We start from the raw sequence: 20,471 nt of genomic DNA on the forward strand, positions 1-20,471 counted from the left end.
TTTTATATATATTGATGTTTCAGTAGAGAATGATGCCTTCCAGACGCAGAGATGCCATTAGCGGTTGCCGTTCTTATTTAAGGGCCGCCCTTCTGGCCGCCACAGTCATGCTGGCGCTCATCACGCTAATGCCATACGGCCTGTGCGATAAAGCCATCCACATAGCCTATATCTATAGCCCCCTATGCTCCACATGCGAGCGCTCGACGCCGGTCATAAGGAGCGTCATAAATGACTGCAGAGGCCTGGACATAAGGTATAGCGAGCATTCTTTCAGCTCGAAGGAAGGCATGGACTACATGGAGCGCTACGGCCTGAGCTCGGTGCCTGCCATCATCGTGGAAGGCCGGGCCATAGGGTTTGAGGACTTCAACGGGGACACGAGAAAACTGGAGGCGCTTTTGAGGCAGAGCATCTCGGATGCATCTAAAACCCAGAGTAATGCGACGGTCAGGGTGGCCACCCGCATACCTAACGTGGACGGCGAGCTTTCGGTGGCGGCCGTATTCCTGGCAGGGCTGCTGGCAGGCATCAACCCGTGCCTGCTGGCCGTCATGATGTTCGTGTCCGCCATGGCCATGTCGATTAAGGGCAGGCGCACTGACATCATCTTTAGCCTGCTGGCCTTTTGCGCAGGCCTTCTCTTCATTTACCTGGCAATGGGCGTCGGCTTTCTCAGGCTCATAGAGAAGGTGCCGTCTATCGCAGCAGCCATGAGGGCGGGCATCATATTGATTACCTTTGGGCTGGCGGGTTTCGCCTTCTACGAGGCCTACCAGGTAAAGGCTAACGCGGAAAGGCCGTCGATATTCAAGTCGTTTGTGGGCAGGTATAAGCCATTATACAGGAAGTTCAGCCTGGCGGCAAGCTTCGGCCTTGGAATCGCTTTCGGCCTCATCAAGATGCCCTGCGTCGGCGGCATATACCTGGCCATCCTCGGCGCCATCCTTGAGTCTGGCGAAGCCGGGGGAGGCCTGCCATACCTGGCCGCCTATAACCTCGGAGTGGTACTGCCAGTCCTGGCATTGGGAGCGTTTCTGGCCCTCGGCCTTAGCCCGGCCAGGGTCGAAGAGTTCCGCGAGCGCCATCGCATGGCGCTAAAGGCCATGACGGGGCTGCTCCTGGCGGCGATGGCCGTCGGCCTCATGCTCAACGCCCTGTGAGAGATTGCCAAGAAATGCAAGGTTTATGTACCTATACGGCATCTGCCTAATGGAGATATCTCATGATAAAGTGGATAATAGCGGCGTGCCTCATAATGGCGATGCTAGCCGTGGCCGGATGCTGCTGCTGTTGCGGCTATGATCATTACTCATACGCGACCGTTAAATGCGAGGAGCAGTCCTGCCCGGGCGGGCAGTGCGAAACGCCCTACGATTGCCTGAACGTGCCCTGTGATGCGTGTGCCGCCCAAAAATGATCACATTTTTTTCCTGCGGCGCTTTTATCCATCTTTAAGGGACCTAATAGAAGCACTATTATGGGCTTATCGATGATAAAATTTATATACTAGTAAGATTTACTTAACGTTAACGATAACATGGATATGCCATACCTGCTGGACATACTGGGCAACGAGAACAGGCGCAACATACTCACGTTGCTATCCTACCGCCCCTGCTATGTCACGGAAATCTCCGAGGAGCTTGGCGTAGCCCCCAAGGCCATCATCGACCACCTCAAAATCTTAGAGTCGGCCGGCCTCGTGGTCAGCTACCACGACGAGCAGGGGCGCAAGTACTACGAGATCGCCGATAACCTGCGGATAGAGGTATCGATATCCCCGCTCATGTTCGACGTGAGCGTGAGCCGCGTGGAGGTGCGCTCCGAGGAGCAGAAGACGATCAGGGAGCGGTACGCGGCAACGAGCGGGGCCTTGAATGCGCTGAAGTACATGTCGGACGAGCTCCAGCGCCTCAACCGCTCTGCCATGGAGCTAAGGGAAACCCAGAATTCCTTGCAGGCGATGATATCCGAGGTCACCGGCATGTGCGTCGAGCTTATAAACCAGCTGGCCGCGGACCAGATAGAGGCTGAGATACTCTATCTGCTGATACGCGGCCCCGCAAGCTACGAGGAGCTGGCGGACAAGCTCAACATCCCGGAAGATGAGATGAAGGGCGAGCTGGCGAGGCTTTTGAAAAAAGGGATCGTGACCTACAGGAAAGGACTATGGAGCATAAAATAGAGGTGACCATATTATGGCAGACAGGAACGAAGTGACGCTGCGGGTACAGGAGGCCTACCACAGGGACGTGGGCAGGGGCATCGCCCGCATCGACATGGAGACGATGAAGAAGCTGGGCATGGTGAGCGGCGACATCATCGAGATAGAGGGCAAGGGCGCCACCTCGTACGCCGTCGTGTGGCCAGGGTACCCGAGCGAGGAGGGCAAGGGAGTCATACTCATAGATGGCAACACGAGAGCGAACGCCAGGGTCGGCATCGACGACAGGGTTAAGGTGAGAAAGATCCAGGCAAAGCCCGCCGAGCGGATCACGCTGGCCCCTACTCAGCCTATACGGATTACTGGCGGCGAGTACTACCTGTTGAAGCTGCTGGAAGGCCGGCCCACCTCCAAGGGCCAGAACATAAGGGTGGAGATGCTGGGCAGCCCGATGGAGTTCGTGGTGACCTCGACGAGGCCCGCAGGGCCGGTCATCGCCGACAGGCGGACGGAGATCACCATAAGCGAGAAGCCTGCAGCCGAGAAGCTGGAAAGGGTGCCGAGGGTAACATACGAGGATATAGGCGGCCTAAAAAGGGAGATAGGCCTGGTAAGGGAGATGATCGAGCTCCCGCTGAGGCACCCGGAGCTATTCCAGAAGCTGGGCATAGACCCGCCCAAGGGCGTGCTCCTGTACGGCCCGCCGGGCACGGGCAAGACCATGATAGCCAAGGCGGTGGCCAGCGAGACCGACGCTAACTTCATCAGCATTAGCGGCCCCGAGATAATGTCCAAGTACTACGGAGAGTCCGAGAAGCAGCTTCGGGACATCTTCAAGGACGCCGAGGATAACGCGCCTTCGATAATATTCATAGATGAGATAGACTCGATTGCGCCGAGGCGTGAGGAAGTCACGGGGGAGGTGGAGAGAAGGGTTGTGGCGCAGCTGCTGGCCCTGATGGACGGACTGCAGGCCCGCGGCCAGGTCATCGTTGTGGCGGCCACGAACAGGCCGAACGCGGTTGACCCTGCGCTCCGCCGTGGAGGCAGGTTCGACAGGGAGATAGAGATAGGCGTCCCAGACAAGAACGGCCGCCTCGAAATACTGCACGTCCATACAAGAGGAATGCCGCTAGCGCAAGACGTCAACCTGGAGAAGATAGCCGAAGTCACCCACGGCTTCGTGGGCGCCGACATAGCCTCCCTATGCAAGGAGGCGGCGATGCACGCCCTGAGGGCTATCATGCCCGAGATAGACATAGAGAAGGAGATCCCCCAGGAGGTCCTGGACAAGCTCCAGATAAGGATGGCCGACTTCGAGGATGCGCTGAAAAACATCGAGCCCTCTGCCATGAGGGAAGTGTTCGTAGAGGTGCCGAACGTCCACTGGGACGACATCGGTGGCCTGGAGAAGGTGAAGCAGGAGCTCAGGGAGACCGTGGAGTGGCCGCTGAAGTACAAGGACGTGTTTGAGGTCACCCACACGAGGGCGCCCAAGGGCATACTCGTGTTCGGCCCGCCGGGCACGGGCAAGACACTTCTTGCGAAGGCGGTGGCCAACGAGTCCGAGGCCAACTTTATCAGCGTCAAGGGCCCCGAGGTCCTGTCGAAGTGGGTCGGGGAGTCTGAGAAGGCGGTAAGGGAGACGTTCCGCAAGGCGAGGCAGAGCGCCCCCACTATAATCTTCTTCGACGAGATAGACGCCATCGCCCCGACGAGGGGCGGGAGCTTCGACTCGCACGTCACCGAGCGGGTGGTCTCTCAGCTTTTGACTGAGTTAGATGGCCTTGAGGAGCTTCACAGCGTGGTGGTGATGGCGGCAACGAACCGGCCTGACATGGTCGATACGGCCCTGCTTAGGCCCGGCAGGCTCGACAGGCTCCTGTACATCCCGCCCCCGGACGAGCGTTCCAGGGCGGAGATCTTCAAGATCCACACCAGGGGCAAGCCGCTCGGCCCGGACGTGGACTTCGAGGCGCTGGCCAAGCGTACGAAGGACTACGTCGGGGCAGATATAGAGGCGGTGTGCCGCGAGGCGTCCATGATGGCAATAAGGGAGTACATCAATGGCTCGATGTCGCCGGAGGAGGCTAAGAGCAAGGCGAAAGACATCCGAATAACGATGAAGCACTTCGAAGCGGCCCTTAGAAAGGTAAAGCCGTCCGCGTCGAGGGAGAGCATGAAGGCGTACGAGCGCCTGGCCGAGAACTTCGCCAGGCAGGTCACGGATATAGACGAGGAAAATAAGGAGGTATAGCATGGCAAGAAGGAGAAACCCGTTTGACATATTCAGCGACTTTGAGGAGATGTTCGAGGAGATGCTGAGAGAGTTCGAGAAGATGGGGCCTGGCGAGCACATCAGCGGCCCGTTCTTCTACGGCTTCTCGATCAACCAGCGCCCGGGCGAAGAGCCCGAGATAAGGGAGTTCGGCAACATCCGGCCTGAGAGGGGCAGGATCGAGATCGGCGAGCGGAAGCCGCTGGTGGACGTGTTCGACACCGATAAGACGGTGCAGATCGTCGCCGAGATGCCTGGCATCGAGAAGGAGGACGTCGAGCTTAACGTGGAGGGCCGCGAGCTCGAGATAAAGGCGTCGCGCGGCGACCGCAAGTACCACGAGTTCGTGGAGCTTCCTGCAGACGTCGATATCGACACGGCCAGGGCGTCCTACAAGAACGGAGTGCTGGACATCACGCTGAACAAGGTTGAGAAGAATAAGGGCAGGAAGAGGATAAACGTGGAGTAGGGCATCTCAAATAAGGCCCTAGGCTAAAAACGGATTCTTAGGGCCTTATTTGGGATGAGAAAATTTTTGTATCATGAACCGATAAAGCCTTCTTGCTGTCCCACATTATATTATGATGGGGGATAAAACATATTCTAATATACTGGCGATTATAATAAGAGGAGTTGAATGAAGGAATTGTACCTGAAGGTAGCAAAGGCGCTGCCCAGCGACTTTGGAAGGGGCATCGCGCGAATTGACCCTAACACGCTCCTGGAGCTTAAGCTGTCTCCAGGGGACATCATAGAGATAGAGGGGAAGCGTGCCACGGTGGCCAAGGTATGGCGGGCCGAGAAGCAGGACTGGGGCCAGGAGATGATCCGCATCGATGGGTTTACCAGGCAGAACGCCGACGTGGGCATCGGTGAGCGGGTCAAGGTCAAAAAGGCCTCGGTCAAGGACGCGACGCACATCGTGCTCGCCCCGCCAGAGGGCACGGCCATACAGTTCAGCGGCAACGCCGTGGAGATGATAAAGCACCAGCTTCTGAAGCGCCCGGTCATGCTTGGGGACGTGGTGCCGCTTATGAGCAGCATGCCGAACCCGTTCATGGGAAGGACGCTGTCGAACCAGGCGATACCGCTGATAGCCGTGAAGGTCGAGCCGGCCGGCGCCGTGATAATCGGGGAGAGCACCGAGATAGAGCTCAGGGACAAGCCCGTGAGGGGCTACGAGCAGGTGAAGACGACAGGGATTACCTATGAGGACATAGGCGGCCTCAAGGACGAGGTGCAGCGCGTCCGCGAGATGATCGAGCTCCCCATGAAGCACCCCGAGCTTTTCCAGCAGCTAGGCATTGAGCCGCCCAAGGGAGTGCTGCTGCACGGCCCGCCGGGCACGGGCAAGACACTTCTTGCGAAGGCGGTGGCCAACGAGTGCGGCGCGGAGTTCTTCTCCATCGCAGGCCCGGAGATAATGTCCAAGTACTATGGAGAGTCGGAGCAGAGGCTGCGCGAGATATTCGAGAACGCCCGCGATAACGCGCCTTCCATAATCTTCATCGACGAGCTGGACTCGATAGCGCCGAGGCGCGAGGAGGTCACCGGGGAGGTGGAGAGAAGGGTTGTGGCGCAGCTATTGACCATGATGGACGGCCTCGAGGAGAGGGGCCAGGTCGTGGTCATCGGCGCCACAAACCGCGTTGACGCGGTGGACCCTGCTCTCCGCCGTGGCGGCAGGTTCGACCGTGAGATTGAGATAGGCGTGCCCGACGCCCACGATAGGCTGGAAATACTCCAGATTCACACGAGAGGCATGCCTCTTGACAACGTCAACCTGGAGAAGCTCGCCTCGATAACCCATGGCTTTGTGGGAGCGGATTTGGCAGGCCTGGCAAAGGAGGCGGCCATGAAAGCGCTTCGCAGGTACCTGCCCAACATCGACCTGGACAAGGAGATACCCAGGGAGTTCCTGGAGCAGATGCGCGTCACTAATGCAGATTTCTTCGACGCCCTCAAGGACGTGCAGCCCTCAGCCATGAGGGAGATATTCATAGAGCCGACCCAAACCAGGTGGAGCGACGTGGGCGGCCTCGAGGAGGCCAAGCAGGAGATCATCGAGACCATAGAGTGGCCTCTCAAGAACCCCAAGAAGTTCGCGGACATGGGCATTAAGCCCCCGAAGGGCATCGTCCTCTACGGCCCACCTGGCACGGGCAAGACGCTGCTGGCAAAGGCGGTGGCCAACGAGTCCGAGGCCAACTTTATCAGCATTCGGGGCCCTGAATTGCTCTCCAAGTGGGTTGGCGAGTCCGAGAAGGCGGTGCGCGAGACGTTCCGCAAGGCGAGGCAGGTTGCTCCGGCCATCATCTTCTTCGACGAGCTGGACGCCCTGACTCCCGCCCGCGCAGCCAGTGAAGGGGGCATGCAGAACGTGGAGCGCAGCGTGGTCAACCAGCTTTTAACCGAGCTGGACGGCCTCGTGGAGCTGGAGGGAGTCGTGGTGATTGGCGCGACGAACAGGCCGGACATCATCGATTCTGCGCTGCTGAGGCCGGGCAGGTTCGACAGGCTCGTGTACGTGGGCCCGCCTTCCGCCGAGGGCAGGGTGAGCATCTTCAAGATACACACGAGGTATAGCGAGCTCGAAGAGAAGCTGGGCCGCATGCTGAAAGGCCTGAACGTGACGCTGGACAAGAAGACGCATGTGGTCGAGCTGTTCGACCTCCTGAAGCCGTATACGAACCTGCAGGTGAAGGCCATCTGTGGCGTGGCGGCAGAGATGGCTTCGAAGGAGCAGGACGCGGGCCATGTGACTCTTAAGCACTTTAAGGAGGCCATCAAAAAGGTGAAGGCTGATCCGGAGCTTCTCTCTAAGGTGAAGCCCGATGGCACGCCCGAAGAGGCCCAGCCATTCTACCAGGGCGTCATGCCGCTCTCCGTCGACGTGGACTTCCATGAGCTAGCGGACCTCACGGAGAATTACGTGGGGAGCGACATCGAGGCCATATGCCGGGAGGCCGCCATGCTCGCCCTGCGGGAGAACTTCGAGGCAAAGGTGGTTGAGATGCGGCACTTCCGCGAGGCCCTTAAGAAGGTGAAGCCCACCATGAATGACATGGTGAAGAGCTACTACCAGGGCATAAGGGACCACTTCAAGGGCGGCATCTCTAAGGAGATACAGAAGGTATATACAACTGACCAGTACGTGTAAAGCCGTGCTGGCAGTTTTTTCTTTTATGATGAGAAATTTTATTAGAGGGTACGACGGTTATATAATAAGTACATTTATGGGCTGCCCCAGAGGGTAAGCGTAGGAGATGGATGTGAGGTATTCATAATGGTTAAAGTGATGGCAAAAAAACTGTCCAATAAGAAGATAATGGGAACCGATGGCTCAGACATGGGCATTTTATATAATATCACGTGTGACTTGAGGACGGGCGATCTAGTCGATCTGATGGTCAGGCCTGACATGACGCTCAACGTGGAGAACTACAGGACCGAGGACGGCTTCGTGCTTATACCGTTCTCCGCAGTCAGGGCCGTCAAGGACTATATCGTAGTCGACAAGAAAGCCTCGACCGCCTAAAAATGAGAAGACTTGTCACATTTCCCCTTGCCTTACCCCTTTTTATCTTATTGCTTCTGCTGCCGTTCATCCTGCTGGCATGCGTGGCGTTGCTAAGCCTCACGGCGGCGGACCTCGTGGGCAGGGCGCTGGGGCTATCGCCGCTGGAGGCGCTGCTGATATACATGGCTATCCTGCTCGGCAGCGTCGTAAACATACCCATTTACGAGTTTAAGAGCCCTGGCTCGGCCCGGCCTCCGACGGTGCCATACCTTGGGTCCCGCTATAGGCTGCCCGTATGGCAGGGGCACCGGACCATAGTGGCGGTAAACCTGGGCGGGTGCATCATGCCGGCCGCCCTTAGCGTGTACTTTGCCCTAAACCTGCCTTTCACGCCCCTCCTGCTCACCACCTTGATAGTGGCATTAGGCGTGTTCTACTTCGCCAGGCCGGTGAGGAGCGTCGGCATCATGGTGCCCATGTTCATCCCCCCGCTTCTGGCCGTAGGAGCTTCCTTAACATCCCTGTACATCGACGGCTCGGGCTTCGCAAGCCTGGCCCGCATGGCCTTCGCCTCTGGCGTCTTCGGCACGCTGATAGGCGCCGACATCATGCACCTGGGCAGCATCCGAAAGGTCGGGTCAGACTTCGTCAGCATCGGCGGCGCAGGCACCTTCGACGGTATCCTGCTAACCGGCGTCATCGCCACCATCCTGGCCGCCATCTTGACGAGCGTATAAGCATGAGGCCTCATTCGAGCAAACATAGACCTTATATTCAAATAAATGGGGCGATATAAAACGGATATGGAGAAGTGAAAAATTGAAGTGCTTGATACTTGACCCGTTTTGCGGAGCCACCGAGGAGATGCTGCTGGGCGCCATGCTGGGGTGCGGGGCGGACGAGTGGCGGGTGCGCAGCATCGTCGAAGGGCTCTGCGACGCGCCCCTGGACGTGCAGGACCGGCAGGACGGCATGGCGGCGAAGGTGGCGGGGATCAACGCAAACGCTGCCAGGAAGAGGCACCCTGACCTGGGAAGGGATGAGGCGCTGTCGAAGCTTAATGTAATGCATGAGAGGCAGCCGGTCCGCTCTGATTCAATGGGGATAGTGGGCAGCATTTTTGACGCCATGGAGGCGCTTTATGGCCGGGGGCAAAAGATGAGCGTATACACGATGGCGCTAATCGCGGGCATCTGCACCGCCTACGACTCCCTTGGAAGGCCCCCCGTCCACTCGACGCCGGTTGCCATGGGCGGCGGCGTGGCCGACGTTGGAGGCAAATTGACGCCCTTGCCGAGGCCCGAGACGCTAAAGCTCGTGGAGGGGTCGGGGCTTATCGTGCAGGGCGGCCCCTTTGACGGGGAGCTGCTTACCTTTGGCGCTGCTGCTGCGCTCGCTTATTACGCTAAATCATCGAGCCGCTATTACCCGGATAACAGGCCGCTCGCTGTGGGCTACGGCGCTGGCACGCTAGACCTCCCGCTGCCCAACGTGCTGCGGGCGGCCCTGTGTGAGGTAGACGACGCCCTCATCATGGACCGCATGGAGCTGCTCGAGACGAACGTGGACGACGTAACCGGGGAGGTTCTCGGCAGCCTCTTCGAGTCACTAATGGAGATGGGCGCAATGGACGTGAGCATTATACCTGCCACGATGAAGAAGGGCCGGAGTGGCCACATCATCAGGGTTATAGCCAAAACCGAGGACGGCCCCGCCATCGCCCGCCGGATGATGTATGAGACCGGGTCGCTGGGCGTCCGGGTCATGCCCATCAAGCACCGCTTCATAGCGAAGAGGGAGGTCGTGGTGGTGAGCGTAAGCATCGACGGTAAGCCCTATGACATGCGCTTCAAGGTGTCCTCGGATACCGCTGGCAGGGTTATTGACGTGTCCGTGGAATATGAAGATGCCAGGCTGGTGGCCCGGGAGATGGCCATGCCGCTTAAGACGGTCATGCGGAAGGCTGAGGCTGAGGCCTGGAAGAAGTTTGGGGGCTAAAAATTTTTATATGCTTATTATTACCAGCGCGAAGAAGAGCAGGTAGAGCACGCCTCCGAGCATGAGCCCGGACATCTTCAGCTCCTTATGGCTGGACCGCCAGTATAATACAGCGCCGGAGAATAGGGCGATGCCGATGGTGACCGCCTCCAGGAACTCCACCTTATTAGCGATGTTTAGGTGCCAGTTAGTCAGCAGGATTCCTATCGTCACCGGTATGCAGCTCTGGAAGACCATCGCCCCGGTTATGTTACCGATGGCGAAGGTATCCTTCCGCTCCCTTATCCACAGCATGCTGTTGAACTTCTCCGGCAATTCCGTGGCGATGGGGCTTATGATGAGAGAGAGAATGAGGGGGTTGATGCCGATGAAAGTGGCGATTTCGTTGATCTGGTTGACGAAGAGGTTGGCGCCCAGGATGATGGCCCCAAGGGATGCGAAAACCTGTATGAGTATTAGGGCAGTCGCAGGCTCCCTCGGGTCGGGGCAGTCCTTGTCCAGGCTTTTCTTTGGGATGCACCTCTTTATCACGCTGTCGAAGTATAGGGCTTTAAGGCCTTCGGAGCTGCCCACCTCGCCGGTTTTTAGCGTATAGATCGTATATACTATGTAGAGGGGTATCAGCGTGAAGCCCAGGAGCGTCTTGAAAAGGCCTAGCGATGGCGGCACGAAGGCGGCGATGGCGGCGAGGGAATAGGCGAGCAGGAAGAACACGAGGTCACGGCGGATGATGTGGCCGTTGATGTGTAGAGTGCGGGTGTTTCGGCGCCTGGCAAATATTAGCACAGAGAGGCCACAGATGAAGATCGCCAGCGTGGAGAGCATGAATGGCGCCCCCAGTATGGCCCCTACGCCGATCTCCGCCCCTGCGTCGCCCCCCAGCATCAATATCGCTATGAGCGGTACGAGAGTCTCTGGCAGCGCCGTGCCCACGGCGGCGAGCACGCTTCCAATCGCGCCCTCTGAGAGGTTGAACCGCTTCCCCGTCCATTCAACTCCATTCGTGAAGAACTCGCAGCCCGCCAGTATTACGGCGAAGCTTAAGAGAAATATGATGATGTCCATTTACCCACGACTACTTACCTGGTTAGATATTCATATATAGTTTTTCGCTTAAAGGCTCGAAGCTTTAGTGCCTTTTACCAATGCGCTTGCCATGCATATGGCGTTTTCATATCCGCTGCCTGCCCTCGATGTGTCCACGTAGGCGATATCGGTGCCCACAAGCGGTGCGCCATATCCCTCGCCGCCGCCCACGAGGCAAAGAGCGCGGAACATGAGGTTACCGCAGACGCCGTCCGGCGCGAGGATATACTCATACTCGCCTATGGCGTCCTCGAAGAGTATGGAGGCGTGCCAGGCCTGTATGCCTTTTTCCCTTAGCTTCTCTGCCACCGCCTCGGCATCATCCATGGTCTTGTCCACTCTAGGCGACCTCCCCCTGTCCTCCATCCTGCCTCCTGAGAGGACGCCTACTTTAGGCTCGACGCCAAACCTCCTTATAAGCTGGACGCCCTTCTCCCCAAGCTCAACCTTATCCTCCACAGTCCAGCCCTCATCCACCCCGACAGGGGCGAAAAAGAAGAACCTGCCAGAAGGTGCCCTGAGCAAGGATACACGAAGTATTTTATCCAGTCCCATGATGCGCCTCAAGGACCTGAGGGTGGAATTGGCTCCCAGAGAGCCTCTTACCACCCCATCCACCTTTCCATCCTTTAAAAGCTCTATGATGGCTGACTCGGGCGTCTCCGAGACTACTGTATCGAGGGCTGTATCCATTGGCCTTGAGCCTACCAGCGTAACCCTGGCGTAACCATTCTCGGCTGCCCTCTCCGCACCCTCTATGGTCTTATCGGCGTACGAAGGCCCTACGCCCACCGCGATCCGGGCGCAATTAGCCACAGCCCTTGCCTTAATCGCCTCCCACACCATAGGCTCACTTCTTTATAAGGGGGAGCGCGCAATCGTTATACAGCGCCGCCGCATCAGTCCTCTCCTCGGAGAGCGCCACAGCCGCCAGTGCGCCTATACGCCCCTCACGGTTCTCGAAAAGCTCTATAAACTCCACGCCAGTGCCCCTTGCGGCCTCCTCCACATGGCCTAGCGATACGAGCCTCTTCTTTATCTCCCATCCAAGCTCGTTAAGAGAGTGCGGGATTCCGATGCCCCTGTACACTGCTATGCCCGTCTTATTAGACCTTGTCTCAGCCTTAACGGTCGAGACCACGCTATTTATAAGGGATTCAACGGCTCCGGGCCTCACCGCAAAGGTAATCGCGGACGACACGCAGTTCGTCGTCTTATGCGGCGACTTAGGGAAAAGCTGGATGAGGCGCAGGTTGAGGGATTGTACGCCTTCTATTGAAGATGCGGCCTTGCTGGCCTTCAGGGCGAGCACCCAGGTGGCGCCCCCCTCCCTGTTATCCGTATCATCAATGCCAAACGTGACCTTTTCGTATAAAGGCGTCACGAGCTCCACGCGGTTAGCCCTGGCCCCTCCAACCTTGAGGTCTTCCTCGGTAGGGTAAACGGCGTGCAGCACTCCAGGCGCCTGGGTCAGGCAGGCGGCCACTCCAAGCCCCGCCCCTCCGCAGCCCGCCCACCTGGTGCGAACCTTATCGCCCTCGACCTTCACGGCCTCCAGGCCCTGGCCGCCATACTCCACGTCGGTGGGGCCGAACTTTATGGGACTCTCGCCAAGCCTGACCCTCATCGTCATGGTGGTGCCCTCAACCTCGCACCACTCGATAAGGCCCCCGGCCCTGCAGCGGTTCACCGCGTCCCACTCAATCGTTCCTCTCACGGAGCACGTCTCGATGATCTCAGCAACGCCCTTCGACACATCAACCATCGTCAGGAAGCGCTGCGAGAACATCGGGCCGAACTTTTCCTTCACCTGCTCTGGCTTAAGCATCATGCATATCACTAGCTAACGAAATTTTCGGTAGAAAATATAGCACCGACAGGTATAAAAAATTTTGGAAAACACAGAGTTTATTCGTACTATTTCATAATAAATTACAAAATTAGTAAATATCATGAAAAAACAGCACAAATTTATCCTGGTTTAGAATTATTATCGGGGAAAAGAGCGCTTACAAAAAGTATTAATAAGCCAAAATCGATTAAGTAATAAGGGATGCTAGTATGGCCGCTCGAACCCTAATAAATGATGCGCCCGTGTTCTTCATCACTGTTTGTGGCGCCATTTTACTGGCAGCATGGCTGTCGGCGCCAGCACATGCTGATCAGCCGACGATAAATATAGAGATATCCCCAAATGTCATGGTAAATACTGATTATAATATATATATCATCTTGAACGACTCGAGTAATGGCTCAAGCGGCAAAACGATAACCCTGTCAGTGACATCCCCTAACAGCTCGATAACATCGCCTGTCACGACTAACATGACGGGATACGCGGCTGCCACATTCCACACGAGCACAGCGGCGGGCTATAACAACATAACGGCGACCTACCTTGGAATAAACTATAGCATACCCGTATACGTGAACCCCGGGCCGCCATACTCGGTAGACCTTACGGTAGACCACGAGTTCAGGCTGGCCAATGGCATGAGTATTGCCACGGCGAGCGCTAAAGTCGTAGACCAGTATGGCAACGCCGTCAATAATCTACAGGTAAACTTCACCATCGATGGAGTGATGAGTTCATCGATGACCGGTAGCTCGGGCATCGCCACCAGGACCGTTGGACCGTATAGTAGCACGCATACGGCAAATATATCGGCCAACGTTAATGGATTAGCCGACAACGCTTCGGTGCGATTCCTGGATAGAAATAACCTTTTTCTTTTCAGATACCCTAACGCTACAATGCCCATAGGCTCGTATGTTGAGGTTGACGCCGTATTTTATGAGGATTTAAGCAGTAGTACCCCGGCCGTTGGCGTGCCCTTGAACTTCACCGCATATGGGCCCGACTACTCTGTGCTGGGTACATTATCAGCCATGACGGATGCTAACGGCATTGTTAAGTTTTATTTTAACTTGAGTCAGATTACAGGCAATAATACCATACAGGTCAGCAATGGCGACCTCGGGGGCACGCTGAAGAGCACGGTCATCTATGGGGAGGGCGGCGACGTGAGCAGGATCATCCTCTCATCGAACCCCTCATCGCCCATACTCGCGGATGGAACCTCGAAATATACGTTGAGCATATGGGCGGTTGACGCCGGCGGTAACCCGGTAAAAAACAAACAGCTATCCATAGTCAAAAATTATGATACCAATTATACAAAATACGTGACTACTAATAATTATGGATATGCATCCATTGATATATCTCCTTCATTGTTTGTGCATAACGATTTATACACTGTATCCGCGCTCGTGTATTATTTAGCGAATAATTCGACAGTAGAAGTTAATAACTCGATTATGTTGGGCTATATAGCCGGGCCTCCGGCGATAATCAAAGTCGTCGCTAACCCTAACGCCGTAGCCAACGCAAACGTAAGCACGCCTCCTGGAGGGTATGATGTCCATACGACTGATATAATCACCACGATAACGGACCAGTGGGGCCATCCGATTGCCGGGCAACCCGTGAACGTCACCTCCCTAAATACCACCCTGGGAAATATAACAGGGCCTTCTAGCGGCATAACGGCTGATAGCGGCGAATTCACCACGCAATTTACGCTTAGCAGCAGTAACAGGGGTAATGACCTGGCCGTAGGCGCTCCCATACTGGCGACGAGCGGCTCTCTGGCAGGAACCTGTAACGTATTATACACAGAAAACTCATTCTTAAGCGTTAAATCTGATGTATCTCCAAAAACCAACGTCTCGGTTAACGATACGATTAACGTTAGCATCACCGTGAGAGGCATAGGCTGGAAGATAAAAGGGCAGAGCTATGATGTCGCCCTCATCTTCGACAGCTCGGGCAGCATGAACTGGCTCTCCACAACTATTTTCCCGGAGAACGGGAGTCCTCTCCAAGGTACAATGGCTTCTGAAGATACCAGATATAATATAACGACATTTTATAATCATAAGGTGCAGGATTTACAATTTATGCTATCATCATCATACAGTAACTTTTCAAATGGTAGCTACTATTATTCTTTGAGAGTTAAAGGGCCAGATGGTAAAACATATTATGGTACGAATTATGATAATGAAAATTGTGTTATAATTCCAAGTGCTGCGATAGGAAATTATACTATATCCGGTAAATTTAAACATACAGCTGCTGGAGGATGGCCACCTTATAATGTAATGGTCCTAACGCAACCGAAGAGGCTAGGGTTGAATAATCGGTATACTAACGATTCGGATAGCGCGGCAAAGGTTGCAGGGCGCCAATTTGTAGATAACATGACGGATAACCAGGTAAGCATCATTTGGTTTAACAGTAGCTCAAAAGTCGCAAAATATTTAACACTTGTAAATAGCCAGAATAAATCTAGTATATATAATGCGATAAATAGCCTGAATGCGAATGGCGGCACTGAAATAGGGGATGGCATTGCTAAAGCGATATCAGAGCTAACTGGCCCATACTCTAATAGCTCAAATAAGAAAGTGGCGATCTTGCTGTCCGATGGCTATTCGCAGACCCCTAGCAATGATATAGAGCAGGCATATAATGCAAAGAATAAGAGTATTACGATTTATACGATTGGCATGGGCATGCCCGACGAGTATAACCTGGGCATGATAGCGAATATCACTGGAGGCTATTATACTAAAGTTGTATCTGACATCCAGCTACAGCACGTCTACGGGGATATCGCAGGCGAGCTAAGAAAGATAGTGGCGAACGAGACGGAGATGCACATCATCACGAGCTGCACGATGATAAATGGCACCCTATACCCGGATGCAGAATATGTTCCGCACAGCGCATACGTCCGGTATCCAAATGGAACCGTAGTCCAGCAGGAGCCGACAATAAACGCCGATGGGACATACGACCTCCAATGGAACCCGGGCGTGATAAAGCTTAACGATACGTGGACACTAAACTACCAGCTAATCGTGAGAAGAGGGGGGCTTATAGAGCCCATCACAAACAAAAGCTACATTAACTTCACCAGGGAGGACGGCAGCAGGGACACGACAAGCTTCGCAATCGACTCGCTATTCGTTAATAATAGCATTGGCAACGACTTCGGCATAAACTCGACAACGCTTAACGTGACCATCAAGTCGCCGATAGATACCTCTACAGCGGGCCACATATATAACATGGCATCATCAGGACAGAACATCAAATGGAAGGTAAACTATACCGGCAACTACTCATACACACAGACGATATACATCGATGGTGACGCCAGCACGATCAAAACGAACTACCCCTGGGATAACTACACGTGGGAGGGAGGCGACACGCCAGGCGAGTATAAATTCGTCGTCATAGCATACGAGGTCATGCCAAACAACCAGGTCATAAACCAGTCATCCGATTATATATGCCTCAGGAGACTGTATGATAATGGCGTGATAACGCTAAAATAAAAATGGAATCCCTATGGTAAAAATGGCTTATGTAATAATTGGGGCCGCTCTGGTACTCTCGCTGGCAGTCATCGGAGCGGCGGTATATCTTGATAACGATAAAAGCCCTAATGCTAATACTTTAAATAATACCAGGAATGAATCAAACGGCATAATTACCGCATTGCAGGCTTATTCCATTGCTGAAAACGACTCACAGGTTCGAGGCTGGAAGAAGAGCGCCAGAAATGTGTCGATTGCACAGATATCGTCGGATTTTTGCGATAGCGGGCTATCGGATACATGGCACTTAACTTATTCGTCAGATACAGAGGAGGCATCAGTTTATATTAAGGATGGGGCCTTAAAAGGCATTACAATAGAAAAGACGGCGGAGAGACTGTACCCATATGCAAAAGAATCGATAGATAGCCTTATAGATAGCCCTGGAGCATGGGATATAGCCATCAATGTATTGGAGAATGAAAGCGCCAGGATGGATGGGCCGGCATCAGCGACCCTAACTTTGAATGCGGCAGGCAAGGCCGTCTGGGATTTAAATTGTAAAACCAATGTCGCTTTCTACATAGTCAGGATAGATGCAAAGGGCGGCGACGTCATAGCGATGAACAGGGTGATAGTATGATGAAAAGGGATGATTCGGGGCAATTCCTGCTTCTCACAGGCGTGATAATATCCATAGGGATGGTCATACTGCTAATTTTTCTTAACCAGTCATCCATCGCCGGCCACTCTTCAGCCGACTCCATAATGAGCTTTCCGAAGAACGATATACGGGACATAAGGAATGAGACGATAGGCGAGGCGTACCTGATAGGGGAAAGAGAGAATAAGAACACGTTGCATAATGCAAGCATGAAGATGGACACGTTTAATGCCTCATTCAACCAGTATGCAAGCAACGTCACCCGCCTCTTTGAGGAGAAGGGGTGCTCAGTTAACCTGACAGCGGTGCCTGCGCTCGATAACAGCACGATAAGCAACGCCACGATATACATTTATTATAATAATGGCGAGACCCGCTATTTTGAGAATATAACGGTAAAAATCCCGCAGGTGTAGAGGCATGAAGACGACATTCTTTCGCGACGAGTCGGGCGTGACCCCCCTGGTCGACTATATCATAACCTTCATAATAGCATCAATACTTTTCATGATAATGCTTGCCATGGCAAGTACCATATTTATCGACGGGCCGCAGAGGACGGTATCAAGGATACAGTTCACGGACATCGGCAACGACCTTACAACTAAGATAGTAGACACGTACCTGATATACCCTCAGTCAGGCGAAATCTCCACCACTTTTGACATACCCATGACTGTTGCCGGTAAGGACTATCGGGTAGACATCAATAGGAGCATAACGAACCCGGAGGATAAGGAAATAATCGTTTATTCGCCGTATAACGGTGTATCCATCTATGTAACGTTGAACGGGGTTAACTCCACCGTTCCTGTGAATGGCAGCACATCAAGCCTTTCAGATACCCATGTAATCTATTATCATAAATAAGAGGAGAATTCGAATGTGTCAACCGTATAGCGATAATAGCGCCGTATCCGAAACCCTGGGCTATATACTCATATTCATGATAGTCGTTTCCTGCATTGCCATCATCCTTGTAATTGGGAATGGCGTGCTTGATAACGCCAAGAGCCAGAATAATTTTAAAGGCATCGAGCAGGGCTTCATGGTGGTGAGCAGTGACCTCAAGCAGGTGGCGCTCGAGGGTACGCCTCTAAAGACGACGAAAATCCACCTGGAGGGAGGCTCTATCACGGCTAATAGCTCGACTAACGAGATCAAGGTGACATATAATGGTAATACTTATAATAATAAAACTGGCAACATCACTTTCAGGTCTAGCACTAGCTCTGGCGTCATCGCCATTGAAAATGGCGGCTTATGGGAAAAATATGATATCACAGGTAGCGGTATCATGGTGCTAAAGCCCCGCATTTTTAACATTAGCGATACAAATACCCTGGTGCTAAACATTATAAGGCTGAACGCCACCGGCTCATCCATTGGCGGGTCGGCGACCGTTAGCATAACGCTTCAAGATCAGGGCACGAATGTATATCCTTATAGCGCGCCTTCCCCTTCCGACGCAGAGATAACGCTTAATACGGCATACCCGCAGGCATGGGCAAGGTTCATGGAGGATAACGGTGCTTACATCAGCGGCCTGGACGACCACAGCTTTACCGCAAGGTTCACCAAAATATCAAAGCTGATAATAATCGAGCACAACGTAGGCGTAACGCTAAACTAAAAATGAATACCAGCCTTATAGGTACCAGCATGTGAGCTTCACTTCAACGACCTGCGGGAAACGTTTATTAACATTTTTCCAGTAATCCGACATGGCGTCGCCCTCATTTAGCGTAACAAGCCTGCTGGAGACCACGGAGTTATCCGCAGGCTTGCCATGAACTATTACGGGGCACTCCTGCCTGCCTGTCCCATTATAATAAATGAAGCTCACGCTATACTGGACGTGCTCGGGGAGCATCGACCTTATCGCGCTGTCAAGCCCGGTCACGTTACCCTGAACCCCATACGTTACCGTGCTGCCATTCCACCCGGCAACGTAGGATTTAAGCGAGCTCATCGTGCTCCATATGGTACTATCTGCATCATTCCTGTCCATACACGTCAACGTATCGCTGGCCCTTTCGTATAGCTTCATATCCACTAAGCGCTCCGTCTGAGGAGTAACGATGGAGTTCGCCTGTATGATGAATAGTAAAACGCTCAGGAGTATGACTGAGGCCACTATGCCCTCCATCGTGTATATCTGGCCTTTATCGCCTTCAGGAAAATGCATAGGACCACACCTCAACCCTCATGATACCCGGGTAGCATACGCTTTTCTGCTTAAAGACCGGGTCATAGACGTAATCAACGGGTCTCCCTGGCATGCAGCTCGAGTTAGCCCATATGTTCACTGCAGAGATAATGGGGTCGCTTATCGCGGTATTTAATATAGTAATCTCTAGAACGTCGCCCTTCATAAACCCGAAATCCGTAGAATTTTTCACTTCCCCATTCAATTTGATGATATAGTCATCGGGTGGTAGGCTTATGGCATTCCCCGATAATGAGACGACTCTGATAGGATCCTGAGCCAGACCTATCGGGTATGCGGCAGTTAAATTATATATCCTGATAGTGATATCCCTGTCCCTTGAAGTCAGATTATTTAGGGTCACGTTCAGCATATTACTGTTATATTGCTCCCCAGGGTTGTTGCAATCAACGAACAGCTCCTTCCCCGTATCTATTAGGACTACTCTTTCTATTGATTCGATGTTCTGTGAGCTAGCGCTAGGCCATGGCGCATTTATAAGCGAAGTGCCGTTCATCTCAACGGCGACATTTATGTCATAAATGATAGAGCCATTAAGCCCCATTTTTTCCCTAACTAATGTATAATCCGATGCGACGAGGCTTTCCAGCGCTTTTATCTTATTAAGCGATAGGATATTTGGATGCCCCCTATCGCCGGCGAGGCCAATACGTAATAGGCAATCCTGATGATCCTCCCATGAGCTATTTCCAGGAAGGCCTCCTGCTGCTGTACTATTACACCATCCCGGATCCTCTGCGAGCATGGCGCTTGTACGATATGCGACTGCGCTAAGGTCTATGGCTCCTGGCTGATATGGGGTAAACATGCCCGGTATAAATGTGACCGCATATAAAAATGTTAAAAGGAATACGCTTATCCCGAATAAGAAATCCAGGTTCGACTGCCCACGGTCATCACCAAGCATACCCACATCCATCCAGGCGGTTTAGCCAGATAAACACTACAAGGTTTATTTTCAAACTATATAAGGGCTTTCTTCCCATAAAAATTGATTGGTATGTAAACGATGATATTATTGGGCGTTGTTTCATTTTTGTATTATGATGGTGAGTATGTCGCATGTCAGCATGCTTGCCCTATGGCTTCAGGAATTTATAAATACCAATACATAGAAGATTCTACTAATTGCCC

Annotated in this window: 19 protein-coding genes; 14 read left to right on the top strand and 5 right to left on the bottom strand. The window is 53.5% G+C overall.

The features are described 5' to 3' along the window. The first annotated feature begins 29 nt into the window (after positions 1–29). The 9 genes from MTC_RS01120 (at position 30) to MTC_RS01160 (ending at position 9,963) form a co-directional block, all read left to right on the top strand. A complete protein-coding gene (locus MTC_RS01120; RefSeq protein WP_143767020.1) occupies positions 30–1,163 on the top strand; it encodes a cytochrome c biogenesis CcdA family protein in 1,134 nt (377 codons plus the stop codon). Between the two features lie 62 nt (positions 1,164–1,225). Continuing rightward, positions 1,226–1,420, top strand: a complete 195-nt coding sequence (locus MTC_RS01125; RefSeq protein ID WP_014404833.1) for a hypothetical protein — start codon at positions 1,226–1,228, stop codon at positions 1,418–1,420. A gap of 120 nt (positions 1,421–1,540) precedes the next feature. Continuing rightward, positions 1,541–2,188, top strand: a complete 648-nt coding sequence (locus MTC_RS01130) for an ArsR family transcriptional regulator (RefSeq protein WP_014404834.1) — start codon at positions 1,541–1,543, stop codon at positions 2,186–2,188. 13 nt (positions 2,189–2,201) lie between these two features. Beyond that, positions 2,202–4,424 (top strand): CDC48 family AAA ATPase, encoded by a 2,223-nt coding sequence (locus tag MTC_RS01135; protein WP_014404835.1) that lies wholly within the window; start codon positions 2,202–2,204, stop codon positions 4,422–4,424. Between the two features lies 1 nt (position 4,425). Next, entirely contained in the window at positions 4,426–4,914 is a 489-nt protein-coding gene (hsp20, locus tag MTC_RS01140) for an archaeal heat shock protein Hsp20 (protein ID WP_014404836.1), read from the top strand. 168 nt (positions 4,915–5,082) lie between these two features. Next, positions 5,083–7,605 (top strand): CDC48 family AAA ATPase, encoded by a 2,523-nt coding sequence (locus MTC_RS01145; RefSeq protein ID WP_014404837.1) that lies wholly within the window; start codon positions 5,083–5,085, stop codon positions 7,603–7,605. Between the two features lie 126 nt (positions 7,606–7,731). Beyond that, positions 7,732–7,983, top strand: a complete 252-nt coding sequence (locus MTC_RS01150; RefSeq protein WP_014404838.1) for a PRC-barrel domain-containing protein — start codon at positions 7,732–7,734, stop codon at positions 7,981–7,983. 50 nt (positions 7,984–8,033) lie between these two features. Beyond that, the gene (locus MTC_RS01155) at positions 8,034–8,702 is read left to right on the top strand and encodes a DUF1614 domain-containing protein (protein WP_237705936.1); all 669 of its coding nucleotides are present in this window, start codon (positions 8,034–8,036) and stop codon (positions 8,700–8,702) included. 82 nt (positions 8,703–8,784) lie between these two features. Continuing rightward, positions 8,785–9,963, top strand: a complete 1,179-nt coding sequence (locus tag MTC_RS01160; RefSeq protein ID WP_014404840.1) for a LarC family nickel insertion protein — start codon at positions 8,785–8,787, stop codon at positions 9,961–9,963. A 6-nt stretch (positions 9,964–9,969) separates the two neighbouring features. Here the strand turns inward: MTC_RS01160 and MTC_RS01165 are convergent, their stop codons facing one another. Genes MTC_RS01165 through MTC_RS01175 form a run of 3 tightly spaced genes read right to left on the bottom strand, consistent with a single transcriptional unit; the run spans position 9,970 to position 12,880 of the window. Then, entirely contained in the window at positions 9,970–11,028 is a 1,059-nt protein-coding gene (locus tag MTC_RS01165) for a sodium:calcium antiporter (RefSeq protein WP_014404841.1), read from the bottom strand. A 48-nt stretch (positions 11,029–11,076) separates the two neighbouring features. Next, on the bottom strand, positions 11,077–11,895 hold the full coding sequence (gene mtxX / locus MTC_RS01170; RefSeq protein WP_014404842.1) for a methanogenesis marker protein Mmp4/MtxX: 819 nt from the start codon (positions 11,893–11,895) through the stop codon (positions 11,077–11,079). A gap of 4 nt (positions 11,896–11,899) precedes the next feature. Further along, complete coding sequence (locus MTC_RS01175) at positions 11,900–12,880, bottom strand: hypothetical protein (RefSeq protein WP_014404843.1); 981 nt, start codon at positions 12,878–12,880, stop codon at positions 11,900–11,902. 230 nt (positions 12,881–13,110) lie between these two features. On the opposite strand from MTC_RS01175, the gene MTC_RS01180 reads away from it, so the two are divergent. Genes MTC_RS01180 through MTC_RS01200 form a run of 5 tightly spaced genes read left to right on the top strand, consistent with a single transcriptional unit; the run spans position 13,111 to position 18,740 of the window. Then, positions 13,111–16,461 carry an Ig-like domain-containing protein gene (locus MTC_RS01180; protein ID WP_014404844.1) on the top strand — a complete coding sequence of 1,117 codons (3,351 nt, stop codon included), beginning with the start codon at positions 13,111–13,113 and terminating at the stop codon, positions 16,459–16,461. A 13-nt stretch (positions 16,462–16,474) separates the two neighbouring features. Next, positions 16,475–17,086, top strand: a complete 612-nt coding sequence (locus MTC_RS01185; RefSeq protein ID WP_014404845.1) for a hypothetical protein — start codon at positions 16,475–16,477, stop codon at positions 17,084–17,086. After that, positions 17,083–17,523: a hypothetical protein gene (locus MTC_RS01190; RefSeq protein WP_014404846.1), complete on the top strand. Its 441-nt coding sequence runs from the start codon at positions 17,083–17,085 to the stop codon at positions 17,521–17,523. The genes MTC_RS01185 and MTC_RS01190 overlap by 4 nt, the downstream gene beginning before the upstream one ends. A 4-nt stretch (positions 17,524–17,527) precedes the next feature. Continuing rightward, complete coding sequence (locus tag MTC_RS12535; protein ID WP_014404847.1) at positions 17,528–17,977, top strand: DUF7266 family protein; 450 nt, start codon at positions 17,528–17,530, stop codon at positions 17,975–17,977. A 13-nt stretch (positions 17,978–17,990) separates the two neighbouring features. Next, the gene (locus MTC_RS01200) at positions 17,991–18,740 is read left to right on the top strand and encodes a DUF7289 family protein (RefSeq protein WP_014404848.1); all 750 of its coding nucleotides are present in this window, start codon (positions 17,991–17,993) and stop codon (positions 18,738–18,740) included. A 15-nt stretch (positions 18,741–18,755) separates the two neighbouring features. Here MTC_RS01200 and MTC_RS01205 read toward each other — a convergent pair whose 3' ends face one another. Both MTC_RS01205 and MTC_RS01210 read right to left on the bottom strand, forming a co-directional pair. Next, positions 18,756–19,295: a DUF7288 family protein gene (locus tag MTC_RS01205; RefSeq protein ID WP_014404849.1), complete on the bottom strand. Its 540-nt coding sequence runs from the start codon at positions 19,293–19,295 to the stop codon at positions 18,756–18,758. Beyond that, positions 19,282–20,244: a DUF7287 family protein gene (locus tag MTC_RS01210; protein WP_014404850.1), complete on the bottom strand. Its 963-nt coding sequence runs from the start codon at positions 20,242–20,244 to the stop codon at positions 19,282–19,284. The genes MTC_RS01205 and MTC_RS01210 overlap by 14 nt, the downstream gene beginning before the upstream one ends. Positions 20,245–20,471: the final 227 nt, after the last annotated feature.

Source organism: Methanocella conradii HZ254, assembly GCF_000251105.1.
Lineage (GTDB): Archaea > Halobacteriota > Methanocellia > Methanocellales > Methanocellaceae > Methanocella > Methanocella conradii.